At 68.4% G+C, this 25,319-nt stretch carries 26 protein-coding genes; 4 read left to right on the forward strand and 22 right to left on the reverse strand.

What is annotated here, in order from left to right:
- Positions 1-62: 62 nt before the first annotated feature.
- The 10 genes from doeB to ehuR form a co-directional block, all read right to left on the reverse strand.
- Entirely contained in the window at positions 63-1,052 is a 990-nt protein-coding gene (gene doeB / locus Q5Y72_RS03210) for a N(2)-acetyl-L-2,4-diaminobutanoate deacetylase DoeB (protein WP_305961973.1), read from the reverse strand.
- On the reverse strand, positions 1,049-2,245 hold the full coding sequence (gene doeA / locus Q5Y72_RS03215) for an ectoine hydrolase DoeA (protein WP_305961974.1): 1,197 nt from the start codon (positions 2,243-2,245) through the stop codon (positions 1,049-1,051). Before doeA ends, doeB begins: the two co-directional genes overlap by 4 nt.
- On the reverse strand, positions 2,246-3,214 hold the full coding sequence (locus Q5Y72_RS03220; protein WP_305961975.1) for a cyclodeaminase: 969 nt from the start codon (positions 3,212-3,214) through the stop codon (positions 2,246-2,248).
- Positions 3,211-4,167, reverse strand: a complete 957-nt coding sequence (gene eutB, locus Q5Y72_RS03225; protein WP_305961976.1) for a hydroxyectoine utilization dehydratase EutB — start codon at positions 4,165-4,167, stop codon at positions 3,211-3,213. The genes Q5Y72_RS03220 and eutB overlap by 4 nt, the downstream gene beginning before the upstream one ends.
- Positions 4,161-4,865: a maleate cis-trans isomerase family protein gene (locus tag Q5Y72_RS03230; RefSeq protein ID WP_305961977.1), complete on the reverse strand. Its 705-nt coding sequence runs from the start codon at positions 4,863-4,865 to the stop codon at positions 4,161-4,163. The genes eutB and Q5Y72_RS03230 overlap by 7 nt, the downstream gene beginning before the upstream one ends.
- 18 nt (positions 4,866-4,883) lie before the next feature.
- Positions 4,884-5,330, reverse strand: a complete 447-nt coding sequence (locus Q5Y72_RS03235; RefSeq protein ID WP_305961978.1) for a universal stress protein — start codon at positions 5,328-5,330, stop codon at positions 4,884-4,886.
- A gap of 12 nt (positions 5,331-5,342) precedes the next feature.
- Positions 5,343-6,629, reverse strand: a complete 1,287-nt coding sequence (locus Q5Y72_RS03240; protein ID WP_305961979.1) for a TRAP transporter large permease — start codon at positions 6,627-6,629, stop codon at positions 5,343-5,345.
- Positions 6,630-6,632: 3 nt separating this feature from the next.
- On the reverse strand, positions 6,633-7,283 hold the full coding sequence (locus Q5Y72_RS03245; RefSeq protein WP_305961980.1) for a TRAP transporter small permease: 651 nt from the start codon (positions 7,281-7,283) through the stop codon (positions 6,633-6,635).
- A gap of 125 nt (positions 7,284-7,408) precedes the next feature.
- Entirely contained in the window at positions 7,409-8,422 is a 1,014-nt protein-coding gene (gene dctP, locus Q5Y72_RS03250) for a TRAP transporter substrate-binding protein DctP (RefSeq protein ID WP_371930740.1), read from the reverse strand.
- A 162-nt stretch (positions 8,423-8,584) separates the two neighbouring features.
- Positions 8,585-9,994, reverse strand: a complete 1,410-nt coding sequence (ehuR, locus tag Q5Y72_RS03255) for a MocR-like ectoine utilization transcription factor EhuR (protein WP_305961981.1) — start codon at positions 9,992-9,994, stop codon at positions 8,585-8,587.
- Positions 9,995-10,066: 72 nt separating this feature from the next.
- Between ehuR and Q5Y72_RS03260 the strand changes: the two genes are divergently transcribed.
- The 3 genes from Q5Y72_RS03260 (at position 10,067) to Q5Y72_RS03270 (ending at position 13,507) form a co-directional block, all read left to right on the forward strand.
- Positions 10,067-10,546 (forward strand): Lrp/AsnC family transcriptional regulator, encoded by a 480-nt coding sequence (locus Q5Y72_RS03260; RefSeq protein ID WP_305961982.1) that lies wholly within the window; start codon positions 10,067-10,069, stop codon positions 10,544-10,546.
- Between the two features lie 118 nt (positions 10,547-10,664).
- Complete coding sequence (locus Q5Y72_RS03265) at positions 10,665-12,125, forward strand: NAD-dependent succinate-semialdehyde dehydrogenase (protein WP_305961983.1); 1,461 nt, start codon at positions 10,665-10,667, stop codon at positions 12,123-12,125.
- Positions 12,126-12,136: 11 nt separating this feature from the next.
- The gene (locus Q5Y72_RS03270; RefSeq protein WP_305961984.1) at positions 12,137-13,507 is read left to right on the forward strand and encodes an aspartate aminotransferase family protein; all 1,371 of its coding nucleotides are present in this window, start codon (positions 12,137-12,139) and stop codon (positions 13,505-13,507) included.
- Positions 13,508-13,580: 73 nt separating this feature from the next.
- On the opposite strand, the gene Q5Y72_RS03275 is transcribed toward Q5Y72_RS03270, so the two are convergent.
- The 10 genes from Q5Y72_RS03275 to purC form a co-directional block, all read right to left on the reverse strand.
- The gene (locus Q5Y72_RS03275) at positions 13,581-15,125 is read right to left on the reverse strand and encodes an ABC transporter transmembrane domain-containing protein (protein ID WP_305961985.1); all 1,545 of its coding nucleotides are present in this window, start codon (positions 15,123-15,125) and stop codon (positions 13,581-13,583) included.
- A gap of 5 nt (positions 15,126-15,130) precedes the next feature.
- Positions 15,131-16,183, reverse strand: a complete 1,053-nt coding sequence (locus Q5Y72_RS03280; protein WP_305961986.1) for a P-loop NTPase family protein — start codon at positions 16,181-16,183, stop codon at positions 15,131-15,133.
- Positions 16,184-16,219: 36 nt separating this feature from the next.
- Complete coding sequence (locus Q5Y72_RS03285) at positions 16,220-17,041, reverse strand: alpha/beta fold hydrolase (RefSeq protein WP_305961987.1); 822 nt, start codon at positions 17,039-17,041, stop codon at positions 16,220-16,222.
- 157 nt (positions 17,042-17,198) lie between these two features.
- Entirely contained in the window at positions 17,199-18,530 is a 1,332-nt protein-coding gene (locus tag Q5Y72_RS03290; RefSeq protein WP_305961988.1) for a glutamine synthetase family protein, read from the reverse strand.
- 2 nt (positions 18,531-18,532) lie between these two features.
- Positions 18,533-19,357, reverse strand: a complete 825-nt coding sequence (locus tag Q5Y72_RS03295) for an ABC transporter permease (protein ID WP_305961989.1) — start codon at positions 19,355-19,357, stop codon at positions 18,533-18,535.
- Complete coding sequence (locus Q5Y72_RS03300) at positions 19,354-20,235, reverse strand: ABC transporter permease (protein WP_305961990.1); 882 nt, start codon at positions 20,233-20,235, stop codon at positions 19,354-19,356. Before Q5Y72_RS03300 ends, Q5Y72_RS03295 begins: the two co-directional genes overlap by 4 nt.
- 54 nt (positions 20,236-20,289) lie before the next feature.
- The gene (locus Q5Y72_RS03305) at positions 20,290-21,018 is read right to left on the reverse strand and encodes a transporter substrate-binding domain-containing protein (RefSeq protein WP_305961991.1); all 729 of its coding nucleotides are present in this window, start codon (positions 21,016-21,018) and stop codon (positions 20,290-20,292) included.
- A gap of 38 nt (positions 21,019-21,056) precedes the next feature.
- Complete coding sequence (locus Q5Y72_RS03310) at positions 21,057-21,854, reverse strand: ABC transporter ATP-binding protein (RefSeq protein WP_371930741.1); 798 nt, start codon at positions 21,852-21,854, stop codon at positions 21,057-21,059.
- 80 nt (positions 21,855-21,934) lie between these two features.
- Positions 21,935-22,174: a phosphoribosylformylglycinamidine synthase subunit PurS gene (purS, locus tag Q5Y72_RS03315; RefSeq protein WP_305961992.1), complete on the reverse strand. Its 240-nt coding sequence runs from the start codon at positions 22,172-22,174 to the stop codon at positions 21,935-21,937.
- A 14-nt stretch (positions 22,175-22,188) separates the two neighbouring features.
- Positions 22,189-22,950, reverse strand: coding sequence for a phosphoribosylaminoimidazolesuccinocarboxamide synthase (gene purC / locus Q5Y72_RS03320; RefSeq protein ID WP_305961993.1), 762 nt, complete (start codon positions 22,948-22,950; stop codon positions 22,189-22,191).
- Between the two features lie 127 nt (positions 22,951-23,077).
- Here purC and Q5Y72_RS03325 point away from each other — a divergent pair, with 127 nt between their 5' ends.
- Positions 23,078-23,395 carry a DUF1476 domain-containing protein gene (locus Q5Y72_RS03325; protein ID WP_305961994.1) on the forward strand — a complete coding sequence of 106 codons (318 nt, stop codon included), beginning with the start codon at positions 23,078-23,080 and terminating at the stop codon, positions 23,393-23,395.
- A gap of 47 nt (positions 23,396-23,442) precedes the next feature.
- Here the strand turns inward: Q5Y72_RS03325 and Q5Y72_RS03330 are convergent, their stop codons facing one another.
- Both Q5Y72_RS03330 and Q5Y72_RS03335 read right to left on the reverse strand, forming a co-directional pair.
- On the reverse strand, positions 23,443-24,810 hold the full coding sequence (locus Q5Y72_RS03330) for an MATE family efflux transporter (RefSeq protein WP_305961995.1): 1,368 nt from the start codon (positions 24,808-24,810) through the stop codon (positions 23,443-23,445).
- A 1-nt stretch (position 24,811) separates the two neighbouring features.
- A complete protein-coding gene (locus tag Q5Y72_RS03335; RefSeq protein WP_305961996.1) occupies positions 24,812-25,312 on the reverse strand; it encodes a PaaI family thioesterase in 501 nt (166 codons plus the stop codon).
- Positions 25,313-25,319: the final 7 nt, after the last annotated feature.

Consider the following 25,319-nt stretch of genomic DNA (forward strand, 5'->3'; position numbering starts at 1 on the left):
CGATGTGGGCAGGCTGGACGGGGCGTGCCTTGCGCGCCCCGTTCGCGTTGCAGCGCCCGATTTCAGGCGACGGCGATCACCGCGAGGCAGTCGCCGCTTTGCACGAGGCCCGGAAAATGGCGCGCGGCGATGACGCCATCGCGGTTGGCAAGCACATCGACCGGATCGACGCCGGTGCGGTCGGGCGGCCAGATCCGCGCGATTGGCTGTCCCGCGGCCACGCTGTCGCCCAGATCGGCCAGCGGGTGCAGCAACCCGTCGCGGGTGGCGAAGTGGAAGCAATCGTCGCCGGGCATGTCCAGCATGATGCTGTCGCCCCCGGTCTCGGCTGCGCCCGACAGGATGCCGGCATGGCGCAGCACGTTGCGCGCGCCCCGCGTGGCGATGGCAGCCGAGCGCGCGGTGGCCGTGCCGCCGCCGCCCAGTTCGGTGGTGACGAAAACCTTGCCCTGGCTTTCCACCGCCGTGTCGAACATGCCCACCGCGTCGATTTCCAGCATCATCATCGTGTAGGGCGCGGCGAAGGCCTTGACCGCCGCGACGCAGGCCGCCTGCTGGTCCTTGTCGTCAAGGTAATGCGCCGCCGCATAGGGCAGGAAGTCCAGTGTCTTGCCGCCCGAGTGGTAATCCAGGACCAGATCGGACATCGGCACCAGCACATCGTTGAAATAGTTCGCGATCTTCTGGCTTGGCGTGCCGTCGGGCCGGCCCGGAAAGGCGCGGTTCAGGTTCACCTGGTCGATCGGGCTGACCCGCGCCCCGGCCCGGAAGGCCGGGTAGTTCATGTAGGGCACGATGATGACGCGGCCGGTCACATCCTCGGGCGCAATCTCCCATGACAGCTGCTGGAGCGCGATGGGGCCTTCGTATTCGTCGCCGTGATTGCCCCCGGTCAGCAGCGCGGTGGGCCCCGCGCCATTGGCGATCACCGTGATCGGAATCATCACGCTGCCCCAGGCGCTGTCGTTGCGCGAATAGGGCAGCCGCAGGAAGCCGTGATGCTTGCCTGGCGCATCCAGCGGGATGGTGGGGCGGATCGGATTGCCGCTCATGCCTTCACCAGCATCTTTCGCGGCAGGCTGCAGAACAGTTCCGGCGCGCCGTCGGTGATGATGATCGACTCGGTCGTCTCGTAGCCCCAGCCGTCCATCCACAGCCCGGTCATGAAATGGAAGGTCATGCCCGGCCGCAACTCGGTCTGGTCGCCCCGGCGCAGCGACATGGTGCGCTCGCCCCAGTCGGGCGGGTAGGACAGGCCGATGGGATAGCCGGTGCGGTTGTCCTTGACGATGCCATAGCGGTCCAGGACGGTGAAGAAGGCGGCGGCGATATCCTCGCAGGTATTGCCGGCCTTCGCCGCGTCAAGCCCGGCATCCATGCCCTCCAGCACGGCCTTTTCGGCCTCCAGCATCTCGTGCGGGGGCTGGCCGAGGAAGATCGTGCGCGACAGCGGGCAATGGTAACGCTGATAGCATCCGGCGATCTCGAAGAAGGTGCCCTCGTTCGGCTTCATGGGCAGGTCGTCCCAGGTCAGGTGCGGCGCCGCGGCATCAGGCCCCGAGGGCAGCAGCGGCACGATGGCGGGATAGTCACCGCCATGCCCGGCCCATTCGTCATAGCGCAGCCCGGCATCATAGATCTCGGCCACGAGGTCGCATTTGCGCATCCCGACCTCCACCTTGTCGGCGATGCGGCGGTGCATCCGCTCGACGATGCGCGCAGCCTTGCGCATGTAGTCCAGCTCCTCGTCGGACTTCACCGCGCGCTGCCAGTTCACAAGGCCGGTCGCGTCCAGGATCTGCGCCTCGGGCAGCCCCGCCAGCAGCCGTTCATGGGCCTTGGCGGTATACCAGTAATTGTCCATCTCGACCCCGATGAAGCCGCGATGCCAGCCGCGATCGGCCATCTGCGCCCACAGGTAATCCATCGGGTGGCGGTCCACCGACTGAACATAGTGGTCGGGATAGCCGATGATGTGATCGTCGCGCATCCAGACGGTGCGCAGCGCGCCCTGCGCGTCCTGGCCGCGGCCGAACCAGATCGGGTCGCCGGTCGGGCCGACGATCACGCATTGATGCACATAGAAGGACCAGCCGTCATAGCCGGTCAACCAGGCCATGTTCGAGGGATCGCTGACGATCAGCAGATCAAGGCCGAGTTTCGCCATGCTGTCGCGGGTCTGCCGCAGGCGGCGCTGGTATTCGCGCGTCGAGAAGCGTTCGGGGGTCCTTTGCAATTCGGGCATTCAGCTGTCTTTCGAAAACGCGGCAAGCGCGTGGGTGGCAATGGCGGTGTCCTGCACGCCGGTGCCGGTCAGATCGGCGATGGTGATCTGGCCGGGGTCGGTGCGGCCGGGATGGTGCCCTGCGATGATGTCGCCCAGTTCCGGCAGGCCGTCGGCGGTGGCGACGATCCCGGCCTCCAGCGCGGCGCGCAGTTCGCCCATCAGCCGGGTCTGGCCGACGCGATCCGCAACATAGAGGTCGGCGCGATCAAGGCAGCGCGGGTCAAGTTCGTTCTTGCCTGCCTGATCGCTGCCCATCGCGGTCAGATGCTGGCCGGCGCGCAGCCAGCCGGCGCGCAGGATCGGCTGCGTGGCGGGCGTCGTTGTGACGATCACATCGCCGAACCCGGCCGCCCTGGCGGGATCGGCCTCTGCCCTCACCGTCAGGCCCGGCTTTGTCATGCTGGCGGCCAGCGCCCCGGCGCGGGCGGGATCGCGCGCCCAGATCACCGCCTCGCGGATCGGCCGGACAAGGCACAGCGCCTGCAGCTGCATCCGCGCCTGCAAGCCGGCCCCGAAGATCGCGGCGCGCGCGCTGTCGGGACGCGACAGGTGCCGCGCGGCGACGCCGCCGGCGGCCGCGGTGCGCAGATCGGTCAGGTAGCCATTGTCCAGCAGCACCGCCTGCACCCGGCCGGTCTGGCTGGACAGCACCACCATCAGCCCCGAGGTCGAGGGCAGCCCCCTGGCCGGATTGTCGAAGAACCCCGGCGACAACTTGACGGCAAAGCCCGGAAGGCCGGGGACATAGGCAGTCTTGACGTCCAGTTCGCCGTTCACATCTGGCATGTGCATCGACAGGACCTGCGGCATCACCACCCCCCCCCGCGCCAGAGTGGCAAAGGCATCCTCGATGACCGCGATCAGGGCGGCGTCCAGATGAATGGCACCCCGCAGCTGGTCTTCGGTGAGAACCCGGATCTCGCTCATGCGGCCCCCCTGACGATCGCGGCGTGGCGGGCCGGGTCGATGTTCTGGCCGGACAGGATCAGCACCAGCGGGCCGTCGGTGGCGCGCAGCTTGCCGGCAAGGATCGCGCCCGCGCCGACTGCCGCGGCACCCTCGACCGTCTCGCCGTCCTGCAGGGCCAGATGGCGGATCCCGGCCGCGATCTCGTCTTCGGTCAGCAGGATCAGGTCGTCCATCAGATCGCGCGTCATCGTGAAGGTCAGCCGGTTCTGCAATCCGATGCCGCCGCCGAGGCTGTCGGCCAGCGTTTCCAGTTCCTCGACCTCGACCGGATGACCGGCCGCAAGGCTGGCGGCCATCGCGGCGCCGCGTTCCATGCTGATGCCGGTGATGCGGATATCGGGGCGCAGCGACTTCGCCGCCAGCGCCACCCCGGCCAGCAGCCCGCCGCCGGACAGCGGCACCGCGATATGGCCGGCATCGGGGATCTGGGACAGGATCTCGACCCCCAGCGTGCCCTGGCCGGCGATCACATCGGCATGGTCGAAAGGCGGGATCAGCGCGAAGCCCTCGTCCCGCCGCAGCCGCCGCGCCTCGTCAAAGGCCGCATCCTGGCTGGCCCCGATCACCCGGGCCTCGGCGCCCAGCGCGGTGATCGCATCGCGCTTGTTCTGCGGCACGAGGCGGGACAGGCAGATGATCGCGGGCAGGCCCAATTGCCGCGCGGCATGGGCCAGCGCACGGCCGTGATTGCCGGTCGAGGCGGTGGTGACGCCCGCCACATCGCCCAGACGCGCCGCCGCGTTCGACGCGCCGCGCAGCTTGAAGGCGCCGGTATCCTGCAGATGCTCGCATTTCAGCCAGACCGGGCCTCCGGCGATCCGCGACAGGCTGTCCGAGGTCCGCACCGGCGTCACCCGCACCATGTCGCGGATGCGCGCCGCTGCGGCGGTGATGTCGTCCGGCCCTACCATGTGCGCAGCCGGAACAGCCGGCCCGGTCCCCGGGCCGGAACCTGCGCCTGGTCCAGCATCGACCAGAACAGCGCCAGATTGGCGCTGACCACCGGCTTGCCCAGGCGATCCTCGATCTGGTCGATGATCCGCACCGCCGGCAGCGCGGTGCAGGACATGAACAGCGCCTCGGCGTCGGGATGGTCGGATTCCAGCGCAAATTCGATGATCTCGGCATCCGACAGCAGGGCCATGTCGCGATCGTCTGCATGGCCCATCGAGTGCCGGGTGACCACGCCCAGCCCGTTGGCCTGGAAGTGATCGCCGACCAGATCGGTCGTCTCGGGCAGATAGGGGGTCATCAGGGCGATCCGCCCGACACCCATCGCCGCAAATCCGCGCAGCGCCGCGGCGACCGGCGTGCTGATCGGAGCGCGTGCCCCGATCTCGTCCAGCACCGCCCGGCCCAGCACCGCCGAGGCCGAGGTGCAGCCGAAGCCGATGCCCTTCAACTCGACGCCGGGCACCAGCAGGTCTGCGGCGGCGCGCAGGCGCGGGCCGGTCTTCCTGAGGTTCTCGGCCGTGGTCGGGTTGTCAAAGGCGATGCGCGTGACATGCAGCCGGCAGCCCGGCGGCAGCAGGCGCGCGGCGTCCTCCTCGATGGTGAGGTCGGTGGCCAGGGCGATCAACCCGAAGCGGTTCATGCTGTCGCGCCACATGGTCTGCCTCGTCCGTGCTCACACGACCATGACCGGGCAATCGGCCAGCCCGGTCACCTTGTGGCTGACCGAACCCAGCAGATAGCCCTCGGTCGCGCCCAGCCCGCGCGAGCCGACGACGATCAGATCGCAGCCCTTTTCCTCGGCCACCGCGACGATGGTGCGCGCGGGCTGCCCCGCCTTGATGAAGGCACTGACCCGTGCCACGCCGGCATCGCTGGCATGGCTCTTGGCATAGTCGGCGGCGTCGCGGGCGGTGCCCCGCATCGCCTCGTCCAGATTGCCGCCCGGTTCGACGCTGCCGCGCACCATCGACAGCGACGCCTCGAGCATCGAATGGTGGCGATAGACGGTCAGCACCACCAGCTGCGCCGCGCACAGCCGCGCCAGCTCGGTCGCCTTCATCAGCGCGCGTTCGGCGCCGTGCGAGCCGTCATAGGCGATCAGGATCTTGTCGAAGACCATCGGCGCCCCCTTTCACTTGTCGAAGGCAAGGTCGCGCAGGAACAGCGCGATCTGCGGAAAGAAGATCAGCAGGACGGCCACCGACAGCAGGATCAGGATGAACGGTGGCGTGCCGCGCACCACCTCGGCATAGGGCCGCTTGAAGACGGCGATGGCGGTGAAGATGTCGCAGCCGAAGGGCGGTGTCGCGCTGCCGATGGCGACCTGAAGCGTGATGATCGTGCCGACCAGCACCGGATCGAGGCCGACCGACTGCACCACCGGCGCGAAGATCGGCACGAAGATCAGGATCACCACGATCGGATCGACGAACATGCAGCCGACGAAGAAGGCAATCGAGATGGTGAACAGCACGCCATACGGACCCATCTGGTCGATGCCGATGGCGCCCAGCACCTGCTGGGGGATCTGGGCGAAGCTGATGACATAGGAGAAGGCGGCCCCCGCCCCCACCAGGATGAACACCACCGCGGTGATCAGCCCGGTCGATTTCGCGGTGGCGTAAAGCTGCTTCAGGCTCATCTCGCGAAAGACGACCATCTCCAGGAACAGCGCATACAGCACGCATGCCGCCGCGGCCTCGGTCGGCGAGAAGATGCCGCCATAGATGCCGCCCACGATGATGACCGGAAAGCCCAGCGGCCACAGCGCCCGGCGCAGCGCGGACCACCGTTCTGCCCAGTCGGCCTTCGGCTCGGTCGGGACGTTGTTGCGGGTCGCGTAGATGTAGGAATAGATCGAGAACAGCACGAGGATCAGCAGGCCCGGTCCGATCCCGGCGATGAACAGTTCCGAGATCGAGGTGCCCGACACCACGCCATAGATGATCATTCCGATCGAGGGCGGGATCAGGAAGGCGATGTCCGAGGCGTTGACGATCAGCGCCAGCACGAAGCTGTCATTGTAGCCCGCCCGCAGCATCCGCGGCCGCAGCGGCCCGCCCACCGCGACCACCGTCGCCTGCGTCGAACCCGAGACCGCGCCGAACAGCGTGCAGGCCGTCGCGGTCGAGACCGCAAGCCCGCCCTTCAGGTGCCCGACAAAGGCCATCACGAGGTCGATCAGCCGGTTGGCCGACTGCCCGCGTGTCATGATGTCGGCGGCGAAGATGAACATCGGCACCGCGATCAGGCTGGCCGGCCGGATGCCGCCCAGGATCTGCTGGACCATGGTGTCCAGTTGGCCAAGCCCTCCGAACAGCGTGACGAAGCCGATCAGCGATCCGGCGATCAGCGGGATCATCATCGGAAATCCCAGCAGCAGCAGGAAGATCATCGCGCCGAAGATTGCCCAGGCCATCGTTCAGACCTCCTCTTCGTGGCTGTCGTCATAGCCCTCGACCGTGCTGGTCGACAGCCAGATATCCTTGTCCAGCAGGTTCTTGATGGCGGTCAGCCCGTATTGCAGCCCGGTCAGGAAGAACCCGAGCGGCGCCCAGACGATGATCCACCATTGCGGGATCTGAAGCGCCGGCAAAAGCCGCCCGCGCGAGGCCTGCGTCAGCACGTATTGCAGCGAATACCACGCCAGCAGGAACATCGCGGCGGCGGTGACGACCGCGATCAGGACCATCAGCGGCTTGCGCAGGCGGAACGGCAGCGCGTCGAAGAAGGCCGACATGCGGATGTGCCGCCCGTGCCGCGCGGCGTAGGAAATGCCCGCGAAGGTGATCAGGATGATCAGTGCCTGGTTCAGTTCTTCCGAGAAATAGATGCTTTGGCCCAGCACATAGCGACCGACGACATTGGCCATCGTGTTGGCGGCCATCAGCAGGACGCCGATGGCCAGCAGCACCGCCTCGATCCGCGCGACGGCGACATCGATCACGCCCAGGACGCCCGGCAGGCCCGAGACATAGGCCGAATCGTCGATGTCATCGTCGAGCGACACCGCCTCGGCCGCGGCGATGACATCGGGATCGGGCGTCGGGGCGTGCTTGTCGTCAAGCGTCATGGCCGCTGTCTTTCCTGTGCGGGCAGGACTGGCCAGACCCCGTCATGGCGGGTCGGCCAGCCGGCGATGCGATGCGCGGGGCGGCGGGCGGCCGGACGGATGGTCCCGGCCGCCAGCCCTGCCGGTCAGCTGCCCGAAGCGGCAGCCTCGAGATCGGCCTTCATCTGGTCAAGGATCTCCTGCGCCTTGGGTCCGCCGATCTTCAGGAACTCCTGCTCGACGGCCTCGGCGGTCGCCTTGAAGGGCGCGCGCTGCTCCTCGGTCAGTTCGGTGATGGTGATCGAGGGCTTGGCGGCCTTGATCTTCTCCAGCGACTCCTCGGTCAGGCCGGTCTGGTAGTCAACGATATAGTCGAAGGACGCCTCGATGGCGTCGCGCACCATCTGCTGATCCTCGGCCGAGAGCCCGTCGAAGAACTCCTTGTTGGCCATCACCGCGGTGGTGAAGTTGTTGTGGCCGGCGCGGGTGATGTAGTCGGTCACCTCGTACATCTTGGTCGATTCGATGAAGAAGGCCGGGTTTTCCTGGCCCTGGATGATGCCGGTCTGCAGCGCGCCATAAACCTCGCCCCAGGGCAGCGGCGTGGGCGTCGCGCCGAAGGACTGGTAGCTGCTGACCAGCAGCGGGTTGGTCATCACCCGGAACTTCACCTCGTTCAGGTCCTCCGGCGATGTGACCTCGGTCGTGGTGGTCATCATCACCTCGCCCTCGGGGAACATGGTCAGCAGTTCCAGCCCCTGTTCTGCGTAAAGCGGCGGGAACAGTTCCTTGATGGCCTTCGAGTTGCGGAAGAAGCTGACCAGCTGTTCCTGGTCGGCGGGCAGCAGGTAGGGAACGAAGAACACCTGCGCCTCGGGGATCAGCGCGCCGGTGAAGCCGGGCGACTGGTCGACGAATTGCAGGATGCCCGATTGCGCCTGCTCCATGATGTCGGCGGACTCGCCCAGGGTGCCGAAGGGGAAAAGCTGCACCTCGTGGTCGGAATTGGCCTCGACCTCTTCCTTGAACTTCTGGGCGAACTTGCCCTGCACCTCTTCCATCGCCTCTTCGAACGCATAGCGCCAGGTGTCGGCCATGGCCGTCCCCGCGCCCAGGACGAGGGCGGCGAGGCTAACGGCGGTCAATGTCTTGCAGGTCATGATACCTCCTGTGGGATGGGGCCGTGTGACGCGATGCAGCCACGGCCTCCGGTTGGCAGGATTCGGGTCGTTGCAGCCCGATCCGACTGGCTCCGAGAGATCGTGCCAGCCAGAACTCAAGTCAATTGATATATTAAATCATGACAATTTAGGCGCCGAGTGTCAAATCGGTGCCTGATCCGGGGCAGCAGCGTCGCCCTGATCTGCCGGCGCAGCGGGCAGGATTTCCGCAAGGGTTGCAAGCGCCGCGTCCAGTTCGCGCACCGAACAGCCGCCCAGACACAGCCGCAGCGCCGGGCTGCGATCGGTCACCGAAAAGCCCGCGCCCGGGGCCAGCGCGATGTCATGGCGCAGCGCCGCGCGCAGCAGCCGCTGCTCGTCCGCACCGCCGGGCAGCGGCACCCACCGGTGCAGCCCGTGCGGGAAGCCATGCGTGCGCGCCCCCAGCACCCGCCGCGCCAGCCGGTTGCGCCCGGCCAGTTCGGCGCGCTGGGCCTGCAGCAGCGCATCGGCGATGCCGCTGTCGATCCAGTCGCGGGCAATCTCGGCCAGAAGCGGGGTGGCCATCCAGCTGACCGAAAGATGCCGGTTCAGGATCCGTTCGGCCAGCGCATCGGGCATCGCCAGAAAGCCAAGCCGCAGCCCCGGCGCCAGGCATTTGCTGAGCCCGGTCATGTAGAGGCTGCGGTCGGGCGCAAAGCTTGCAACCGGTGGCGGCCGGCGCGGCGCGACCGGGCCCAGCACGTCGCTTTCGATGATGATCAGCCCCCATTCGGCCGCGGTCTCGGCCAGTGCCTCGCGCCGGGCCCGATCCATGATCCGCGCCTGCGGCGATGCACCCGAGGGCAGCAGGAACACCGCGCGCAGCTTGCCCGCCGCGCTGCGCGCCGCCGCGGCCAGCGCCTCGGGCAGCATGCCGCCCGCATCGCAAGCCACGCCGCGCATCCGCAGGTGCAGATGGCGGATCGCCGGTTTCAGCGTGTGGCAGGTAAAGCCCTCGGTGGCGATCTCGTCGCCGGGCTGTGCCACCGACATCAGCGCCACCATCAGCGCGGGCGTGCAGCCATTGGTGATCAGGATGCGCTGTGCGGGCACCACCATGCCGCAGCGCGCCAGCCAGCCCGCCGCCATTCCGCCATACAGCGCCATGGTCTGGCGCGGCCGGAACGAATACATCGCCGGATCGGGCAGCCGGTCGGCCACGCGGCGCAGCGAGGCGCGCCAGGCCTCGGCGATGGCGGGCAGCCGCACCGGGGTCATCATCGACAGATCGACGGGCGGCCGCGTGGTCGGCGCGCGGAACCACGGCACCTCCACCGTCTCGCGCGGACCCGACCGCACGAAGCTGCCGCGCCCCACCTCGCCCGAGATCAGGTCGGCGCGGATCAGTTCCTCATAGGCCCGGCTGACCGTCTGCACCGAGATGCCCAGTTGCCAGGCAAGGTCGCGATGCGGCGGCAGGCGGTCGCCCGGGCGCAGGCTGCCCGCGTCGATGGCGGCGGCGATGCCCTGCGCCAGGCTGCGATAGGCAGGGCGTGCGATATCCGCGCGGGTCAGGGGCCAATGCGACATGGGGCCAGTTGAGCCAAGCCGCAGCGGCTTGTCCAGATTGACATTTTCCCGGCCTGCGGAAACAACCGTCGAATGGCCCACACCCGACTGGACGACCGAGACATCGCCATCCTCGCGACGCTGTCGCGCGAGGGGCGCATCGCCAAGACCGATCTGGCGGCGCGGGTGAACCTGTCGCCGACGCCGTGCTGGGAGCGGATGAAGCGGCTGGAAAAGGCCGGACTGATCCGCGGCTATCGCGCCGAGATCGACCTTGCCGGGCTGGGTCCGCATGTGCAGGTCTTCGTCACGGTCGAGCTGGAAAGCCACCGCGCCGAAAGCTTCCAGATCTTCGAACGCACCGTCGCCCGGATGCCCGAGATCAGCGGCTGCTGGGCGATCGGCGGCGGCTATGACTATCTGATGCAGGTGATCACGACCGATGTGGCGGCCTTCCAGACGCTGATGGACGGGCTGCTGGAAAGCCGCGCCGGGGTGCGGCGGTATTTCAGCTATATCGTCACCAAGCCGGTCAAGGACCTGCCGCCGGCGCTGGCGCTGCTGCCCGGCTAGGCGCGGGTTTCTCTGGCGCCGGCTGCCGACAAAAGAGGATTCCTCTGCCCTGCCCGTCCGGCTTGGTGAAATCGACTGCCGGCGCCGTCGCATCCTTGGATCAACAAGGAGGTGTGCGATGCTCGACAATCTGTCTTCCCGGCTGACCGACAGGATCACCGATACCGCCCTGCTGGCAGGCCATGGCGATTTCGCCGGCGAGGGTCGGCTGGCGGTGCGCGATCCGGCGACCGGAGATCTGGTCGCACAGGTGGCGATCAGCGACGCGACCGGCGCCTGCGCCGCCGTCGATGCCGCGCAGGCGGCCTTTGCGGCATGGTCGACCACCCTGCCCCAGCATCGCGCTGCGACCCTGCATCGCTGGCACGACCTGATCCTTGCCGCGAAGGAGGACCTGGCCCGGATCATGGTCGCCGAACAGGGCAAGCCCGTCAGCGAGGCCCGCGGCGAGATCGACTATGCCGCCAGCTTCGTGCAGTTCTATGCCGAGGAGGCCCTGCGCCCGAACATCGAGGGCGTGACCAGCCATCTGGCCGATGCCGAGATGGAGTTGTGGCGCGAACCCGTGGGCGTCGCCGCGCTGATCACGCCGTGGAACTTTCCCTGCGCGATGATCACCCGCAAGGCCGCCGCCGCGCTTGGCGCGGGCTGCACCGTGGTCATCCACCCCTCGGCCGAAACGCCGCTGTCGGCGCTGGCGCTGGCCGAACTGGCGCGGCGCGCGGGCTTTCCCGGGGGCGTGGTGAACACCGTCATCGGCGATGCCGCCACCATCGTCGGCGAATGGACCCGCGATGCCCGCGTCCGGGCGCTGTCCTTCACCGGCTCGACCGAGGTGGGGCGGCTGCTGTATCGCCAGTCCGCCGACACGGTCAAGCGGCTGGTGATGGAACTGGGCGGGCACGCCCCCTTCATCGTCTTCAAGGGCGCCGATCTGGACCGCGCGGTGGCCGAAGCCGTCAAGGCGAAATTCGCCACCTCGGGGCAGGATTGCCTGGGCGCCAACCGGTTCTACATCCACCGCCCGATCTATGACGAGTTCTGCGCCCGATTCACCGCGGCGGTCGAAAGGCTGACCATCGGCACCGGCATGGACGACCCCGATATCGGGCCGCTGATCCATGACCGCCAGATCGACAAGCAAAAGGCGCATGTCGCGGATGCGCTGGCCCAGGGCGCGCGGCTGCTGACCGGCGGCAGCGTCGACGAGGATCTGGGGCCGCTGTTCTTCAGGCCCACGGTGCTGGCCGATGTGCCCGACGAGGCCGCGATCATGTCCGAAGAGACCTTCGGCCCGGTCGCCGCGCTGTCGGTCTTTGACGACGAGGAGGAGGTGATCGCCCGCGCAAATGCCAGCGAATACGGTCTGGTCGCCTATGTCCACAGCCTCGATCCGCGCCGGATCTACCGGCTGACGCGGGCGTTGCAATACGGCATGGTGGCGGTGAACCGCACCAAGGTCACCGGCGCGCCGATACCCTTCGGGGGCATGAAGCAATCCGGCATCGGGCGCGAAGGCGCCCGCCAGGGCCTCGAGGCCTTTACCGAAATCAAGTATGTCTGCCGCGACTGGGGTTGAAAGGAACGACCATGCTGACCAATGACGAACTTGCGAAATGGGACCGCGAGAACTTCTTCCACCCCTCGACCCATCTGGGCCAGTTCGCCCGCGGCGAGGGCGCGCAGCGGATCGTCTCGGGCGGTGAAGGGGTCTATATCACCGACCGCGACGGCAACCGCCTGCTGGACGGCTTTGCCGGCCTCTACTGCGTGAATGTCGGCTATGGCCGGACCGAGATCGCCGAGGCCATCGCCCGGCAGGCGCATGAGCTTGCCTTCTATCATTCCTATGCCGGCCACGGCTCCGAGGCGAACATCACCCTGGCCAAGATGGTGATGGAGCGTGCGCCGCAGGGCATGGCGCGGGTCTATTTCGGTCTGGGCGGATCGGATGCGAACGAGACCAACGTCAAGCTGGTCTGGTATTACAACAACATCCTCGGCCGCCCCGAGAAGAAGAAGATCATCTCGCGCTGGCGCGGCTATCACGGCTCGGGCCTGATGACCGGCAGCCTCACCGGGCTGGATCTGTTCCACAGGAAATTCGACCTGCCGCTGACCCAGGTGCTGCATACCGAGGCACCCTATTACTATCGCCGCGCCGACCTGAACATGTCCGAGGCCGATTTCGTGGCCCATTGCGTCGCCAGGCTGGAGGACCTGATCGAGACCGAGGGCGCCGACACCATCGCGGCCTTCATCGGTGAACCGGTGCTGGGCACCGGCGGCATCGTGCCGCCCCCGCCGGGCTACTGGGCGGCGATCCAGAAGGTTCTGGACAAGCATGACATCCTGCTGATCGCGGATGAGGTCGTGACCGGCTTCGGCCGTCTGGGCAGCATGTTCGGCAGCGATCATTACGGCATGAAGCCCGACCTGATCACCTGCGCCAAGGGCCTGACCTCGGCCTATGCGCCCTTGTCGGCCAGCATCGTCGGCCAGCGCATGTGGGAGGTTCTGGTGCGCGGCACCGACGAGAACGGCGTGTTGGGCCATGGCTGGACCTATTCGGCCCATCCCATCGGCGCGGCGGCGGGGATCGCGAACCTGAAGCTGATCGACCAGCTGGGGCTGGTGCGCAATGCGGGCGAGAACGGGAACCATTTCTGGCAGGCCATGCGCGAGGCGGTCGGGGGCCATCGCAATGTGGGCGAGGTGCGCGGCGAGGGGATGCTGTGCGCGGTGGAACTGGTTGCCGACCGCGACGATCGCCGTTTCTTCGATCCGGCCGAGGCCAAGGGCGCGAAGGTCGTGGCCGCGATGCTGAAGCGCGGCGTGATCGCGCGGGCGATGCCGCAGGGCGACATCCTGGGCTTTGCCCCGCCGCTGTGCCTGACCCGCGACGAGGCCGAGCAGATCGTGTCGGTCACGCGGGACGCCATCGCCGAAGTGCTGGGCTGAGCCCGCAGAGGCGAAGACACGGGCGAAGGCACGGGCACAGGTGAAGGCACGGGCACCAGCGCCGGTCGCCGCCTCAGGCGGCGACCAGACGCGCGCTTTCGGCCTCCGGCCGGGCGCAGATGACGGTGGCCGGGCAGGCGGTCAGGTGACGCTCGATCCGCGGCCAGGCCTCGGCCGCGCAATCGCCGTCGACAAGGATCAGCCGCGGCCGCAGCAGCCGCATCCGCACCAGTGCGACCGCGATCCGTTCGCCGCGCGTCAGGTTGCGCCCGGCCTCGCGCACCGTGCAGTCCAGCCCGCCCAGCCGGGCGATCAGCGGGGCCAGCCCCTCGTCGCAGGCGAGGCGCGACAGCCCTGCGTCATCGGGCCGGTCCCTGCAGCCCATCAGCAGCGCGCGGCGCAGCGATCCGTGCAGGATTTCCGGCGCGGCGCCGATGCGCAGCACGCCGCGTCGCAAGGCGCCCCGGCTGAGATCGCGCAGATCGGTGCCTGACAGCAGGATCCGCCCCCGCTCCGGGCTGTCGAGGCCAAGCAACATCTCGACCACGGCCTCGCCGTCCAGCTCGTCGACCGGCAGCCAGCCCCGCGCCCCGGCCGGGACCGACCACGAGAGCGACCGCCCGGACGGCAGGGCGACATCCTCCAGCACAACCTCGGCCGGCACCTTGCACAGCGGCTTGCCGGCACGATAGAGGTCGCGGCCGCGCCGCGCCATCGCGGCCTGGGCCTTGCGCGCCGCGGCGGCGTGGGCGGCGCGGTGGTTCCACACGCCGCCCAGATCGCGCAACGGCGCCAGCGTCAGGCCCAAAAGCGCCAGCGCGGCGGCGATGCTGGCGGTGCCGATGCCCTGCCGGTGACCCGCCAGCAGGATCAGTGCCGCGGCGATGCCGGCCGCCAGGTCGGGCAGTGCCTTCAGCGTCTCGGCCACGATGCGGTGCCGCAGCGCCGCGTCGATCATCGCATCGCTGCGGCGCTCGAGCAGCGTCATCTCGGTGCCGCGCCGGCCCAGCCGGTCCAGCTGCGGGGCGATGGGCATGCGCTCGGCCATGTCGGCGGCGATCCGCGCGCGCAGCGTCCTCAGGCGCCGCTGCAAGCGCACCAGCGGCAGGCCGCCCAGGCCCGCCAGCAGCATCGTCGCCCCCAGCACAGGCGCGACCACCGCAGCCAGCGCAGGTTGCAGAAGCCACATCACCAGAAGCGTGGCAGGGATCATCACCGCGCCCGCCACGAGGCGGGGCAGGCCCAGCCCGAGCCAGTTGCGAAAGGCGGTCATGTCACCCACGAAGCGCAGCGAGACATGGCCGGCGCGGCGCCGCGCCACTGCGCCTGCGGGCATCCGCGCGGCATGTTCGAACAGCGCGCCGCGGATCTGGCGGGCATAGTCCTGGCCCAGACGCTCGCCCAGAAGGCGGGCGCCGATGCGGCTGGCGGCGATCACCGCGCCCGCTCCGACCAGCAACACCAGCCCGGCGGCCGGCGGCCCGGAACCGCGCTGCAGCGCCTCGAAGATGTCGCGCGTCGCGAAAGCCGCCGCGCCGGCCGCGATGCCCTGGATCAGGGTCAGCCCGGCCACCGCGGCCAGTCCGCCGCCCCGTCCCCGGTCGAGAAGCGGGGGCATTCCCATCACGCGGCCCGAGGGGTGCCGGCAAGGGCACGCCGCGCAAAGCCGTTGGCCTCGGCCGGGTCCGACAGGTCGGATTTGCGCAGCACCGCAATGCCGGTCGCGGCCACGGCCTCGGCGGCGGCCATCGGCGAACAGCTGAGCAGGCCGGTCAGCGCGTCGGGCCGCAGGCCGTGGCGGGCAAGCTCGGCCACGCCGCCGGCGGCCGCGACGGCATCCCCGCAGGCAAAGACCAGGCCCGATTGCCGGCGGCGGAACCAGGCATCCGCGATCAGCTGGCCGGTCTCGCGCTGGAACAGCCCGTCGGCGATCTCGACGACCGCGATCTCGCAACCCTCGGCGGCGGCATGGCCCAGCAGGCGGCGCAGCCCCATCCGCACCCGGGCCAGCGGCTCGCGATAGGTCGTGACCATCCCGGCATCGGTGAAATCGGCGACCAGATGCGCGCCGGTGTCGCTGTATTCGTTCACGTCCCCGAAGGCGCCGGTGCCGGTGCCCTTCAGCGCCGCGACCCGGTAGCCCGCGCGCCGCAGCCCCAGCGCAAGCTGGGCGGTGGCGAGCGTCTTGCCCGAGTTCATCGCGGTGCCCAGCACGAAGACCGCCGGGATCTCGTCGCCGCGATCCGAATGCGGCAGGGCAAAGCGGTCGAGGTTCAGCGGCCGACCCGACCCGTCCAGCAGCCGCCCGACCGGGATCAGCCGCGTTGCGGGCCTGATCCGTTCGTTCCGGGCCACCACCCGGCCGATGCAGCCGCCACCGGCGAGAAGGTCGGCGCCAGCCGGATCGATCCGGGCCAGCCCCTCGAACTGGTCGGGCGCATATCGCGCGCCGCAGGCCAGCACCACCATGTCGCCGGGATAGATGTTCGAGGGCCGCCCCGTCGTCAACTGCACGCGCTGGTGCTGGCCGAGGCTTTCGACCTGGGCGAGGATGAGGTCGCCCGCCCGCGCGGCATCGAAGCCGCAATCCATGCCGGCAACCAGCCCGCGATCGACGCGGCGGGTCGAGAATGTCCATTTGGCCGCGGCAAGGGCGGCGGGGAGATCGATGCTCATGGTCGGCTCCGTTCTGAATCGGGGGGGTGCGGCGGATCAGCAGGCGCTGGCCAGCGCGGGCGTCTCATGCGTCACGCACCGGGCCAGCCCGGCCTGGCGGATCGCCTGTGCGACGTCATGCGCGACACCGGGCAGGCGGATCAGCGCGATGTCGGGGCGGATGCCCTGCGCCCGTGCGGCGGCACGGAAGCGGGCCACATAGGTCTCGGCCCGCGCAAGGCGGTTCGGCCCCTGTTCGCGGTCAAGCCGCGGGGTCTGGCGCAGGGTCTCGTCGCGCCCGACATCAAGGGTGCCGACATAGACCTCGACCCGCAGGCCAAGATATTCGGCCAGCACCGCGCGGTGGCGGCGCGCCCAGACCAGCGTGTCGGGGTCGGCATCCGCGCCGATCCCGCAGGGATGGGACATGCCGGCATCGGGCAGGCAATACCACCCCGCCGCCGCCAGACCCAGCCGGCGCAGCCGCTGCGGATACAGCATCGCAAAACGGTGCGCCAGCTGCGCGCCGCCGGAATGGCCGAACACATCCAGCCGCCCCGCAAAGGCCGGATCGAAGCCCGCGAGATGGCCCATCAAGGCCAGCAATGCCTGATCGGGCCGCGCGGCACGGCAGGGCCGCTGAAAATGCGGCCAGCGGCTGGCCGAGAAATGCGGCACGAGGACCGGCCTTCCGCTGGCCTCGGCCTCGGGGCGGAACAGGTCCACAAGTTCGTCGGCGTTGCGCGAGATGCCGTGCAGGACCACCAGGGGCGGCAGGCCGGACCGGCTGGCCGGCTGGATCAGCCGCGCCGGCAGGGTGCCTGCCGGGGACGCGGCGCGGTGGTCCGTGACCACGGATGAAACCCGGGAACGCTGCATGTCTGCCTCCTTCATGCGCTGATGCATGGAAAACGGGCCAGCGGGCGGATTATTCCGGTGTCATGAAAGTTTCATGTCCGCGACGGTGCTGCGGCCTGCGCTGGGTGGGCGGCGCGCGGCGGCCGTCGCGGTGCGCTGGGGCCGCGCGCGGTCCGGGTCAGACCGTGTCCAGATACAGCTCGACCGTTTCCTCGTCGGACAGTTCGGACATGTAATGCAGTTCCTGACGCTTGGTCATCAGGTAGTTCTCGACCAGATGCAGCGGGAAGATGCGGCGGATCTCGGGGCAGGTCGCGAAGGCCTCGATCGCCGCGCCCCAGTCGCCGGGCAGTTGCTGAAGGTTCTGGTCATAGGCATTGCCCCGGAACGGCGCCGGCGCGGGCAGGCGATCCTCGATCCCATCCAGCGCCGCGCCGAGGATCGCCGCAACCGTCAGATAGGGGTTCACGTCGCCGCCCGCCACGCGATGCTCGATCCGGCGGGCGGCGGGCGAGGATGCGGGAATGCGGATCGCCGCGGTGCGGTTCTCATGCGCCCAGCCGATCCCGGTCGGCGCATGGGCATTGGGCACCAGCCGGTCATAGCTGTTCTCGTGCGGGGCAAACAGCAGGGTCGAGCCCGGCATCGCGCGCAGGCAGCCCGCGACCGCGTGGCGCAAGGCGTCGCTGCCGGCCTCGGTGCCGTCGTCGAAGATGTTGCGGCCATCCCCGGTCAGGATCGAGAAATGCATGTGCATGCCGTTGCCCGGCCAGGCCTCGTAGGGCTTGGCCATGAAGCTGGCGGCAAAGCCGTAGCTGCGCGCCACGCCCTTGACCAGCATCTTGAACAGCCAGGTGTCGTCGGCGGCCTTCAGCGGATCGGCCTGATGCATCAGGTTGATCTCGAACTGTCCCGGCCCGGCCTCGGAGATCGAGGTGTCGGCGGGAATGTCCATCATCTCGCAGGCGTCGTACAGGGTGGTGAAGAACTGGTCGAAGGCGTCCAGCGCCCGCAGCGACAGCACCTCGCCGCCGGTGCGGCGCTTGCCCGATCGCGGGCTGGGCGGCACCCGCAGCGTGCGCCCGGAATCGTCGATCAGGAAGAATTCCAGCTCGGTCGCGACAACCGGCACCAGCCCCGCCGCCCTGTATCGGTCGACCACCCGCGCCAAGGCTTGGCGTGGGTCGCCCTCATAGGGGCGGCCGTCGGGGTGGAACATCCACAGCGGCAACAGCGCGGTCGGGGCGTCCAGCCAGGGCATCGGCAGGAAGCCGCGTTCGGTCGGCAGCAGCAGCCCGTCGGGATCGCCCGATTCGAAGACCAGGGGGCTGTCCTCGATATCCTCGCCCCAGATGTCGAGATTCATCACCGAGAAGGGAAATTTCGTCCCCTCCTCCATCAGCTTGCGGGCAAAGCGGGCCGGGATGCGCTTGCCGCGGGCGACGCCGTTCAGGTCGGCCGCGGCGACGCGGATCGTCTTGACCTCGGGATGCTCGCGCAGCCATTCCATGCTTACCTCACCAGTTGCGGGCGATAGGACAGACGCCCTGCCGCACCGGGCAAATGGCGGTTCAGGCGCCGGTTGACGATGCCGAACAGCCCGATCAGCAGCAGGGTGCAGAGGATGAAATATCCCGCCACGATCGGATAGGCGACGAAGGGGTTAAAGGTCCGGTCGGCAAAGTAGCTGGCGTAGTACAGGCTGTCGCCGCGCTGCTGGAAGGCCGGGAAGCCGGAAAAGAACACCAGCGTGGTCGCGTGGAACAGGAAGATCGCCTCGTTGGTATAGGCGGGCCAGGCCAGCCGCAGCATGGTCGGCCACAGCACCCTGCGGAACTTGTTCCAGCCCGAGAGGCCATAGGCGTCAGCGGCCTCGATGTCGCCCTTGGGCACCGACATCAGCGCGCCGTGGAAGATCTGCGCCGAATAGGCAGTGGTGTTCAGGATCAGCACGATCAGCGCCCCCGCCCAGGCCTTGGTCAGCCAGCTGGTCGCCATCGTGAAGCCGAAGATCTCGATCCCCGCCCGCGGCAGCAGCACCAGCGTCTCGTAGGCGAGGAAGAACTGGATGAACAGCGGGCTGCCCCGGAACAGGAACACGAAGCCCTCGGCCGGCCTGCGCAGCCAGGGATTGCCGCCGGCCTTGGCAAGCGCCAGCCCGGTCGCGAGGAAGAAGCCGACCAGCAGCGCGAACGCCGCGAAGTAGATGTTCCAGATCAGTCCCGAGCCGATCAGCACGAATTGCTGGCACAGGTCGAAATCGCTGCGCGGCAGCAGCCGTTCGCCGATGCCGATGGCGCGCAGGCCGTAATCGAGGATGGTTTGCGCGCAGCTCATGCCGCCCCCGCCTTGCGCTGCGCCTCGCCGGCCATCGTCGCCTGACCCGAGGACAGCCGGCGCGTCAGCCGCCCCAGGATGCGCTCGGATCCCCAGGTCATCATCAGGTAGAAGACGAGGATCGCGAGGAAGTAGTAGAGCCGCCAGTCGGGATGCGGATAGTCGAAGGCGCTGGTCTTGGCGCCGCCCAGTTCGCGCGCCCAGTAGACGATGTCCTCGACGCCCAGCAGGAACAGCAGCGGCGTGGCCTTGATGAGAATCATCCACAGGTTCGAGAGGCCCGGAATGGCATAGGTCCACATCTGCGGGATCAGCACCCGCCGGGTGACCTGCCGCGGGCTCATGCCGTAAGCCTCGGCGGTTTCAAGCTGGGCGCGGGGCACCGCCTGCATGGCGCCGTAAAGGACATTCGCCGCGAAAGCCCCGAACACGACCGCAAAGGCGATCACCGCCAGCGTCAGCCCGTAGGCTTCGTGCATCCATTCCGGGCTGGTCGACAGCGGCATCTTGGCCGCCGGGCAGACCACGAACTCGTTGCCCTGCCAGGGCGGGACCCGGCTTTCGCACAACACGCGGCTGCGCGCCCATTCGATCACCTGATCCAGCGCGATCGGCACGAAGAGGAAGAAGATGATGTCGGGCACGCCGCGCACCATCGAGGTGTAGATGCGCCCGAACCAGCGCAGCGGCGCGATCTGCGACCGCGAGGCCATCGCGCCGCCAAAGCCGAACAGCAACGCCACCGGCGCGGTGACCGCCAGCAACAGCAGCACCGTGCCGAAGCTGGCATAGAACAGCATGTGCTTGCCCGAGGTCAGGTAGCACGTCAGCCATTCAAGCCCCTGAAGCGAGGCGGGTTCGGCGCAAGAGGCGAACATCGCGCAATTCCATCGGGGCCGCCACGGCAGGCGCCGAAGCGGCCGGGCTTCAGATCATTCGAAGACCTGCGAATCCTCGCCGAACCATTTGCGGATCATCGTGTTCAGGCTGCCATCGGCCTTCATCTCGGTGATGACAGCATCCAGCTTGTCGCGCAGTTCGGTGTCGGACTGGCGCAGCCCGACGCCGATCCCCTCGCCCAGCACGACATCCTCGCCGACCCAGACAAGCTCGCCGCCCGATTCCGCCACGAAAGGCGCCAGGAAGTCCTTGTCGGCCAGAACCGCGTCGGCCTCGCCGTTGCGGACGGCGGCCAGGGTCTCGTCGGGGGTTGCGAATTCCAGCAGCGTCGCGCCGGTCTCGGCGACATGGCCCGCCTGGATCGTGCCGGTCTGCGCCGCGACGACGCCGCCCGCGACATCGACATCCGGGGTCAGCCCGACATAGGCCGACGGCACCGGCGGGATGTAGTTCTGGGTGAAGCCGATGACCGCCTTGCGCTCCTCGGTGATGCTCATGCCCGCCATGATCGTGTCGTAATTGCCCGACACGAGGTTGGGGATGATCGAATCCCAGTCGTTCTTGACCCAGGTGCAGTCCAGCTCTGCCCGCGCGCAGATCTCGTCGCCCAGCTCACGCTCGAACCCGTCCACCTCGCCGGCGTCGTTGACGAAATTGTACGGAGGATAGGCGCCCTCGGTGCCCATGCGCAGTGTCTGGGCAAGGCCGGTCCCGGCGGTCAGAACCAGCGCGGCGGCACCGGCAAGCATCAGTGTCTTCATCAATCGTCTCTCCTGTTGGTCTTTTCGTGATTGTTCGGTCAACTGGCCATCGTGGCGTTCAGGAACTGGCGCAGCCGATCGGTCTGCGGCGCGCCGAAGAGGCGGTCGGGCGGGCCTTCCTCGCAGATCAGGCCCTGATGCAGGAACACGACATGATCGCTGACATCGGCCGCCAGCCGCATGTCATGCGTCACGATGATCATGGTGCGGTGTTCGCCGGCCAGGTCCTTGATGACGCGCACCACCTCCTGCTGCAATTCCGGGTCCAACGCGCTGGTCGGTTCGTCGAACAGCAGCGCGCGGGGCTGCATGCACAGCGCGCGGGCGATTGCGGCACGCTGTTGCTGACCGCCCGACAACTGCGCGGGCCAGGCATCGGCCTTGTCGCCGATGCCGACCTTGTCCAGCAGGGCGCGGGCCCGCGCCTCGACCTCGGCCCGATCCTCGCCCAGCACGGTGACAGGCGCCTCGATCACGTTCTGGAGGATCGTCATGTGCGCCCAGAGGTTGAACTGCTGGAACACCATCGACAGGTTGGTGCGGAACCGCGTCACCTGCGCCCGGTCGGCGGGGTGGCGGGACTGTCCCTGCCCCTTCCAGCGCACGGCCTCGCCGTCGAAGAGGATGTCGCCCTTCTGGCTGTTTTCCAGAAGGTTGCAGCAGCGCAGCAGGGTCGACTTTCCCGATCCGGACGAGCCGATCAGGCTGACGACGTGACCGCGCGGCGCCGCCAGCGAGACGCCCTTCAGCACCTCAAGCGTGCCATAGGCCTTGTGCAGCCCGCGAATCTCGATCACGGGGCTTGGGTTCCGGGGGGCGCGGGTCTCGTCCATCATCGGCGCATTGGGCGACACTCATGACGAATTTGCAACAGCTTCGCGCGCGGCGGCGGCCGACAGGCCCGGCTGCCGTGGCGTCAGGCGATCTCGATGGCATATTTCTCGATCACGGTGTTGGCCAGCAGCCCCTCGCACATGCGGGCGACTTCGGCCCGCGCGGCCTCGGGGTCGGTGGCGTCCAGATCAAGCTCGATCAGCTTGCCCTGCCGCACGCCCGCGACGCCGCGATGGCCCAGCCCGCCAAGCGCATGGCGGATCGCCTCGCCCTGCGGGTCCAGAACGCCGTCCTTCAGCATGATGGTGACACGGGCTTTCATGGCGCGGCGTCCTTTCAGTTGATCGCGGTCGGTTTCAGGCTGGTGGTGTTTGCGGGCATCAGGCCCAGCCGGCGGGCGACCTCGGTATAGGCGTCGGTCAGGTTGCCCAGATCGCGGCGGAACACGTCCTTGTCCAGCTTCTGCCCGGTCTTGACGTCCCACAGCCGGCAGCTGTCGGGGCTGATCTCGTCGGCGACGATCAGCCGCATGAAGTCATTGTCCCAGACCCTGCCGATCTCGATCTTGAAATCGATCAGCTTGATGCCGACGCCGTAGAAGACGCCCGACAGGAAGTCGTTCACGCGCAGCGCCAGCGACACGATGTCGTCCAGATCCTGCTGGCTGGCCCAGCCGAAGGCGATCACATATTCCTCGCTGACCATCGGATCGCCCAGCTCGTCGTTCTTGAAGCTGTATTCGACGATCGGGCGCGGAAGCAGGGTGCCTTCCTCCAGGCCAAGCCGCTTGGACAGCGAGCCTGCCGCGAAGTTCCGCACGATCACCTCCAGCGGGATGATCTCGACCTGGCGGATCAGCTGCTCGCGCATGTTGATGCGGCGGATGAAGTGGTTCGGCACGCCGATATTCGTCAGCCCGTTCATGAAGAATTCGGACAGCCGGTTGTTCAGCACGCCCTTGCCCTCGATGGTGGCGCGCTTCTGGGCGTTGAAGGCGGTCGCGTCGTCCTTGAAGTACTGGACCAGTGTCCCCGGCTCGGTGCCCTCGTAGAGGATCTTCGCCTTGCCTTCGTAAACTTTCTTGCGCCGCGGAGCCATGGCCGGCCGTCCTTTCGCATCTGACTGCTTCGGGCCTTATCGCAGAACCGGGCCGGGGGGCAATACGGGCTTGCGGCAAAGGCCCGCAATGGGCATATCGGAAGGCAACAGCAACAGGAGGCCATGCATGACCACCTTTGACGATCGCGAACGCGCCTACGAGGCGAAATTCGCGCTGGATGCCGATCTGCAATTCCGGGCCGAGGCGCGGCGCAACCGGCTTCTGGGCGAATGGGCGGGCGGTCTGCTGGGCAAATCCGGCGAGGATGCGCGGACCTATGCGATGACCGTCGTCACCTCGGATTTCGAGGAGCCGGGCGACGAGGACGTGTTCCGCAAGCTGGCCGGGGATCTCGAGGGGCTGGCCGATGCCGCCACGATCCGCGCCAAGATGGCCGAACTGACCGTCGAGGCCCGACGGCAGATCGTCGAGGAAAAGAAATAGGGCTTGCCCCGACTGGTGGCGGATGAAGGGGGCGCAGGCCCCCTTTTTCATGCGCGCCTGCCCTCGGTATCCGGCAGCGGGGACGGGGCGGGCGGCCGCGCGGCCTCCTCGGCGCGGGGATAGCGCAGGGCCATGGTCACGCCGCGCGCCGCGTTCAGGATCATCAAGGCCGCCCACAGCCCGTGATTGCCCAACAACGGCGGCAGCAGCAGGACCGCGCCCAGATACAGCAGGACCGACTGGAACATCGCCACACGCATCTCGCGCGTCAGCGTGGCGCCGATAAAGACGCCGTCCAGCATCCAGCTGGCAATCCCGATCAATGGCGCCGCGCCCAGCCAGGGCAGGTAGCGACGGGCCTCGGCCCGCACATCCGGCGCGGTCGTCAGAAGGTCGATGATCGCCCCGCCCCCGACCCAGAACACCAGCCCCAGCAGCACCGCCCCGCCGATCCCCCATTGCGAGGTCAGGATGGCGGCGCGGCGCAGCCTGTCGGGGCGCCGCGCCCCGACGGCCTGCCCCACCAGGCTTTCGGCCGCGAAGGCAAAGCCGTCCAGCGCGAAGGCGGTGATCGACAGGAATTGCACCAGCACCTGGTTGGCCGCCAGCACCGTGTCGCCCTGCGCCGCGCCGAGGAACAGGAAGCTTGTGAAGCAGGCCTGCAGCAGCACGGACCGGATCATGATGTCGCCGTTCACGCGCAGCAGGCGCCGCAGCCGGTCGCGGGCGAACAGCGTCGCAAGGGCTCGCGCCGCGGTGATCGCGGCGCGCAACACCCGGCGCGCAAGGAACAGCCCAAGCGCAAGGCCGGACCATTCCGCGATCAGCGTGGCCCAGGCGACCCCCGCGACACCCAGGCCGAGGCCAAGCACGAACCACAGGTCCAGAGCCACGTTCAGCCCGTTCTGCAACAGTTGCAGCGCCAGCACCGCCCGCGTCCGCTCGACCGCGATCAGCCAGCCGGTGACGGCGTAAAGCCCGATCGTCGCGGGCGCGCCCCAGATGCGGATGACCAGATAGTCGCGGGCCAGCGCCTCGACCTCGGCCGAGGCGGGCGCAAGCCGGAACGCGGCCCGGAAGATCGGCGCCTGCAGGATGATGAAGACCACGCCAATGCCGCCGGCGATGGCCAGGGCGCGCAGCAGATGCGCGCCGACCTCAGCCCGGTCGCCGGCGCCGTGGCTTTGCGCCACCAGCCCCGATGTGCCCATCCGAAGGAAGCCGAAGACCCAGTAGATCGAGGCCAGGATGACCGCGCCGATGCCCACCGCGCCGATCGGCGCAGGCTGGCCAAGCTGCCCCACCACACCGGTATCGACCAGTCCCAGCAACGGCACGGTCGCATTCGCCAGCACGATCGGCAACGCGATGCCCAGCACCCGCCGATGGCTCAGCGGCACCTCGCCCGGCGTCATGTCAGGGCTGCGGCATCAGGAAATGCCCGGTCGCCTGCGCGATCAGCCGCGAGCGGTTGTCCTGCCAGGCCTCGACATGCACCGAGGCATAGCGCCGACCCGACCGCACCACCCGCGCCCGCGCATAGGCATCGCGCGGCAGGCCGCTGCGCAGGTAGTCCACCGTGAAGTCGATGGTCTTGGGCAGGCGCGGCAGGCTTTCGGGCACCGCGGCATCGGGCGCAATCCGGCCCGATTCCAGATCCTCCCACATCGCGACCCAGGACAGTTCGACAATCGCCGTCACCTCCAGGAAGGCCGCCGTCACGCCGCCATGCAGCGCGGGCAGCACCGGGTTGCCGATCAGCTTGCCGTCGAAGGGCAGCACGGCGGTCAGCTCGTCCCCCCGCCGGTCAAAGCGGATGCCCAGCCAGGTCATGTAGGGCACGCCCGAGACCAGCGCGTTCAGCGCCGAATCGCGACGCGACTTGATGCGGTCCAGCGGTTCGTTGCGATCGGCCATCCGGTCC

The organism is Paracoccus spongiarum, from assembly GCF_030732095.1.
GTDB classification, from domain to species: Bacteria; Pseudomonadota; Alphaproteobacteria; order Rhodobacterales; family Rhodobacteraceae; genus Paracoccus; species Paracoccus spongiarum.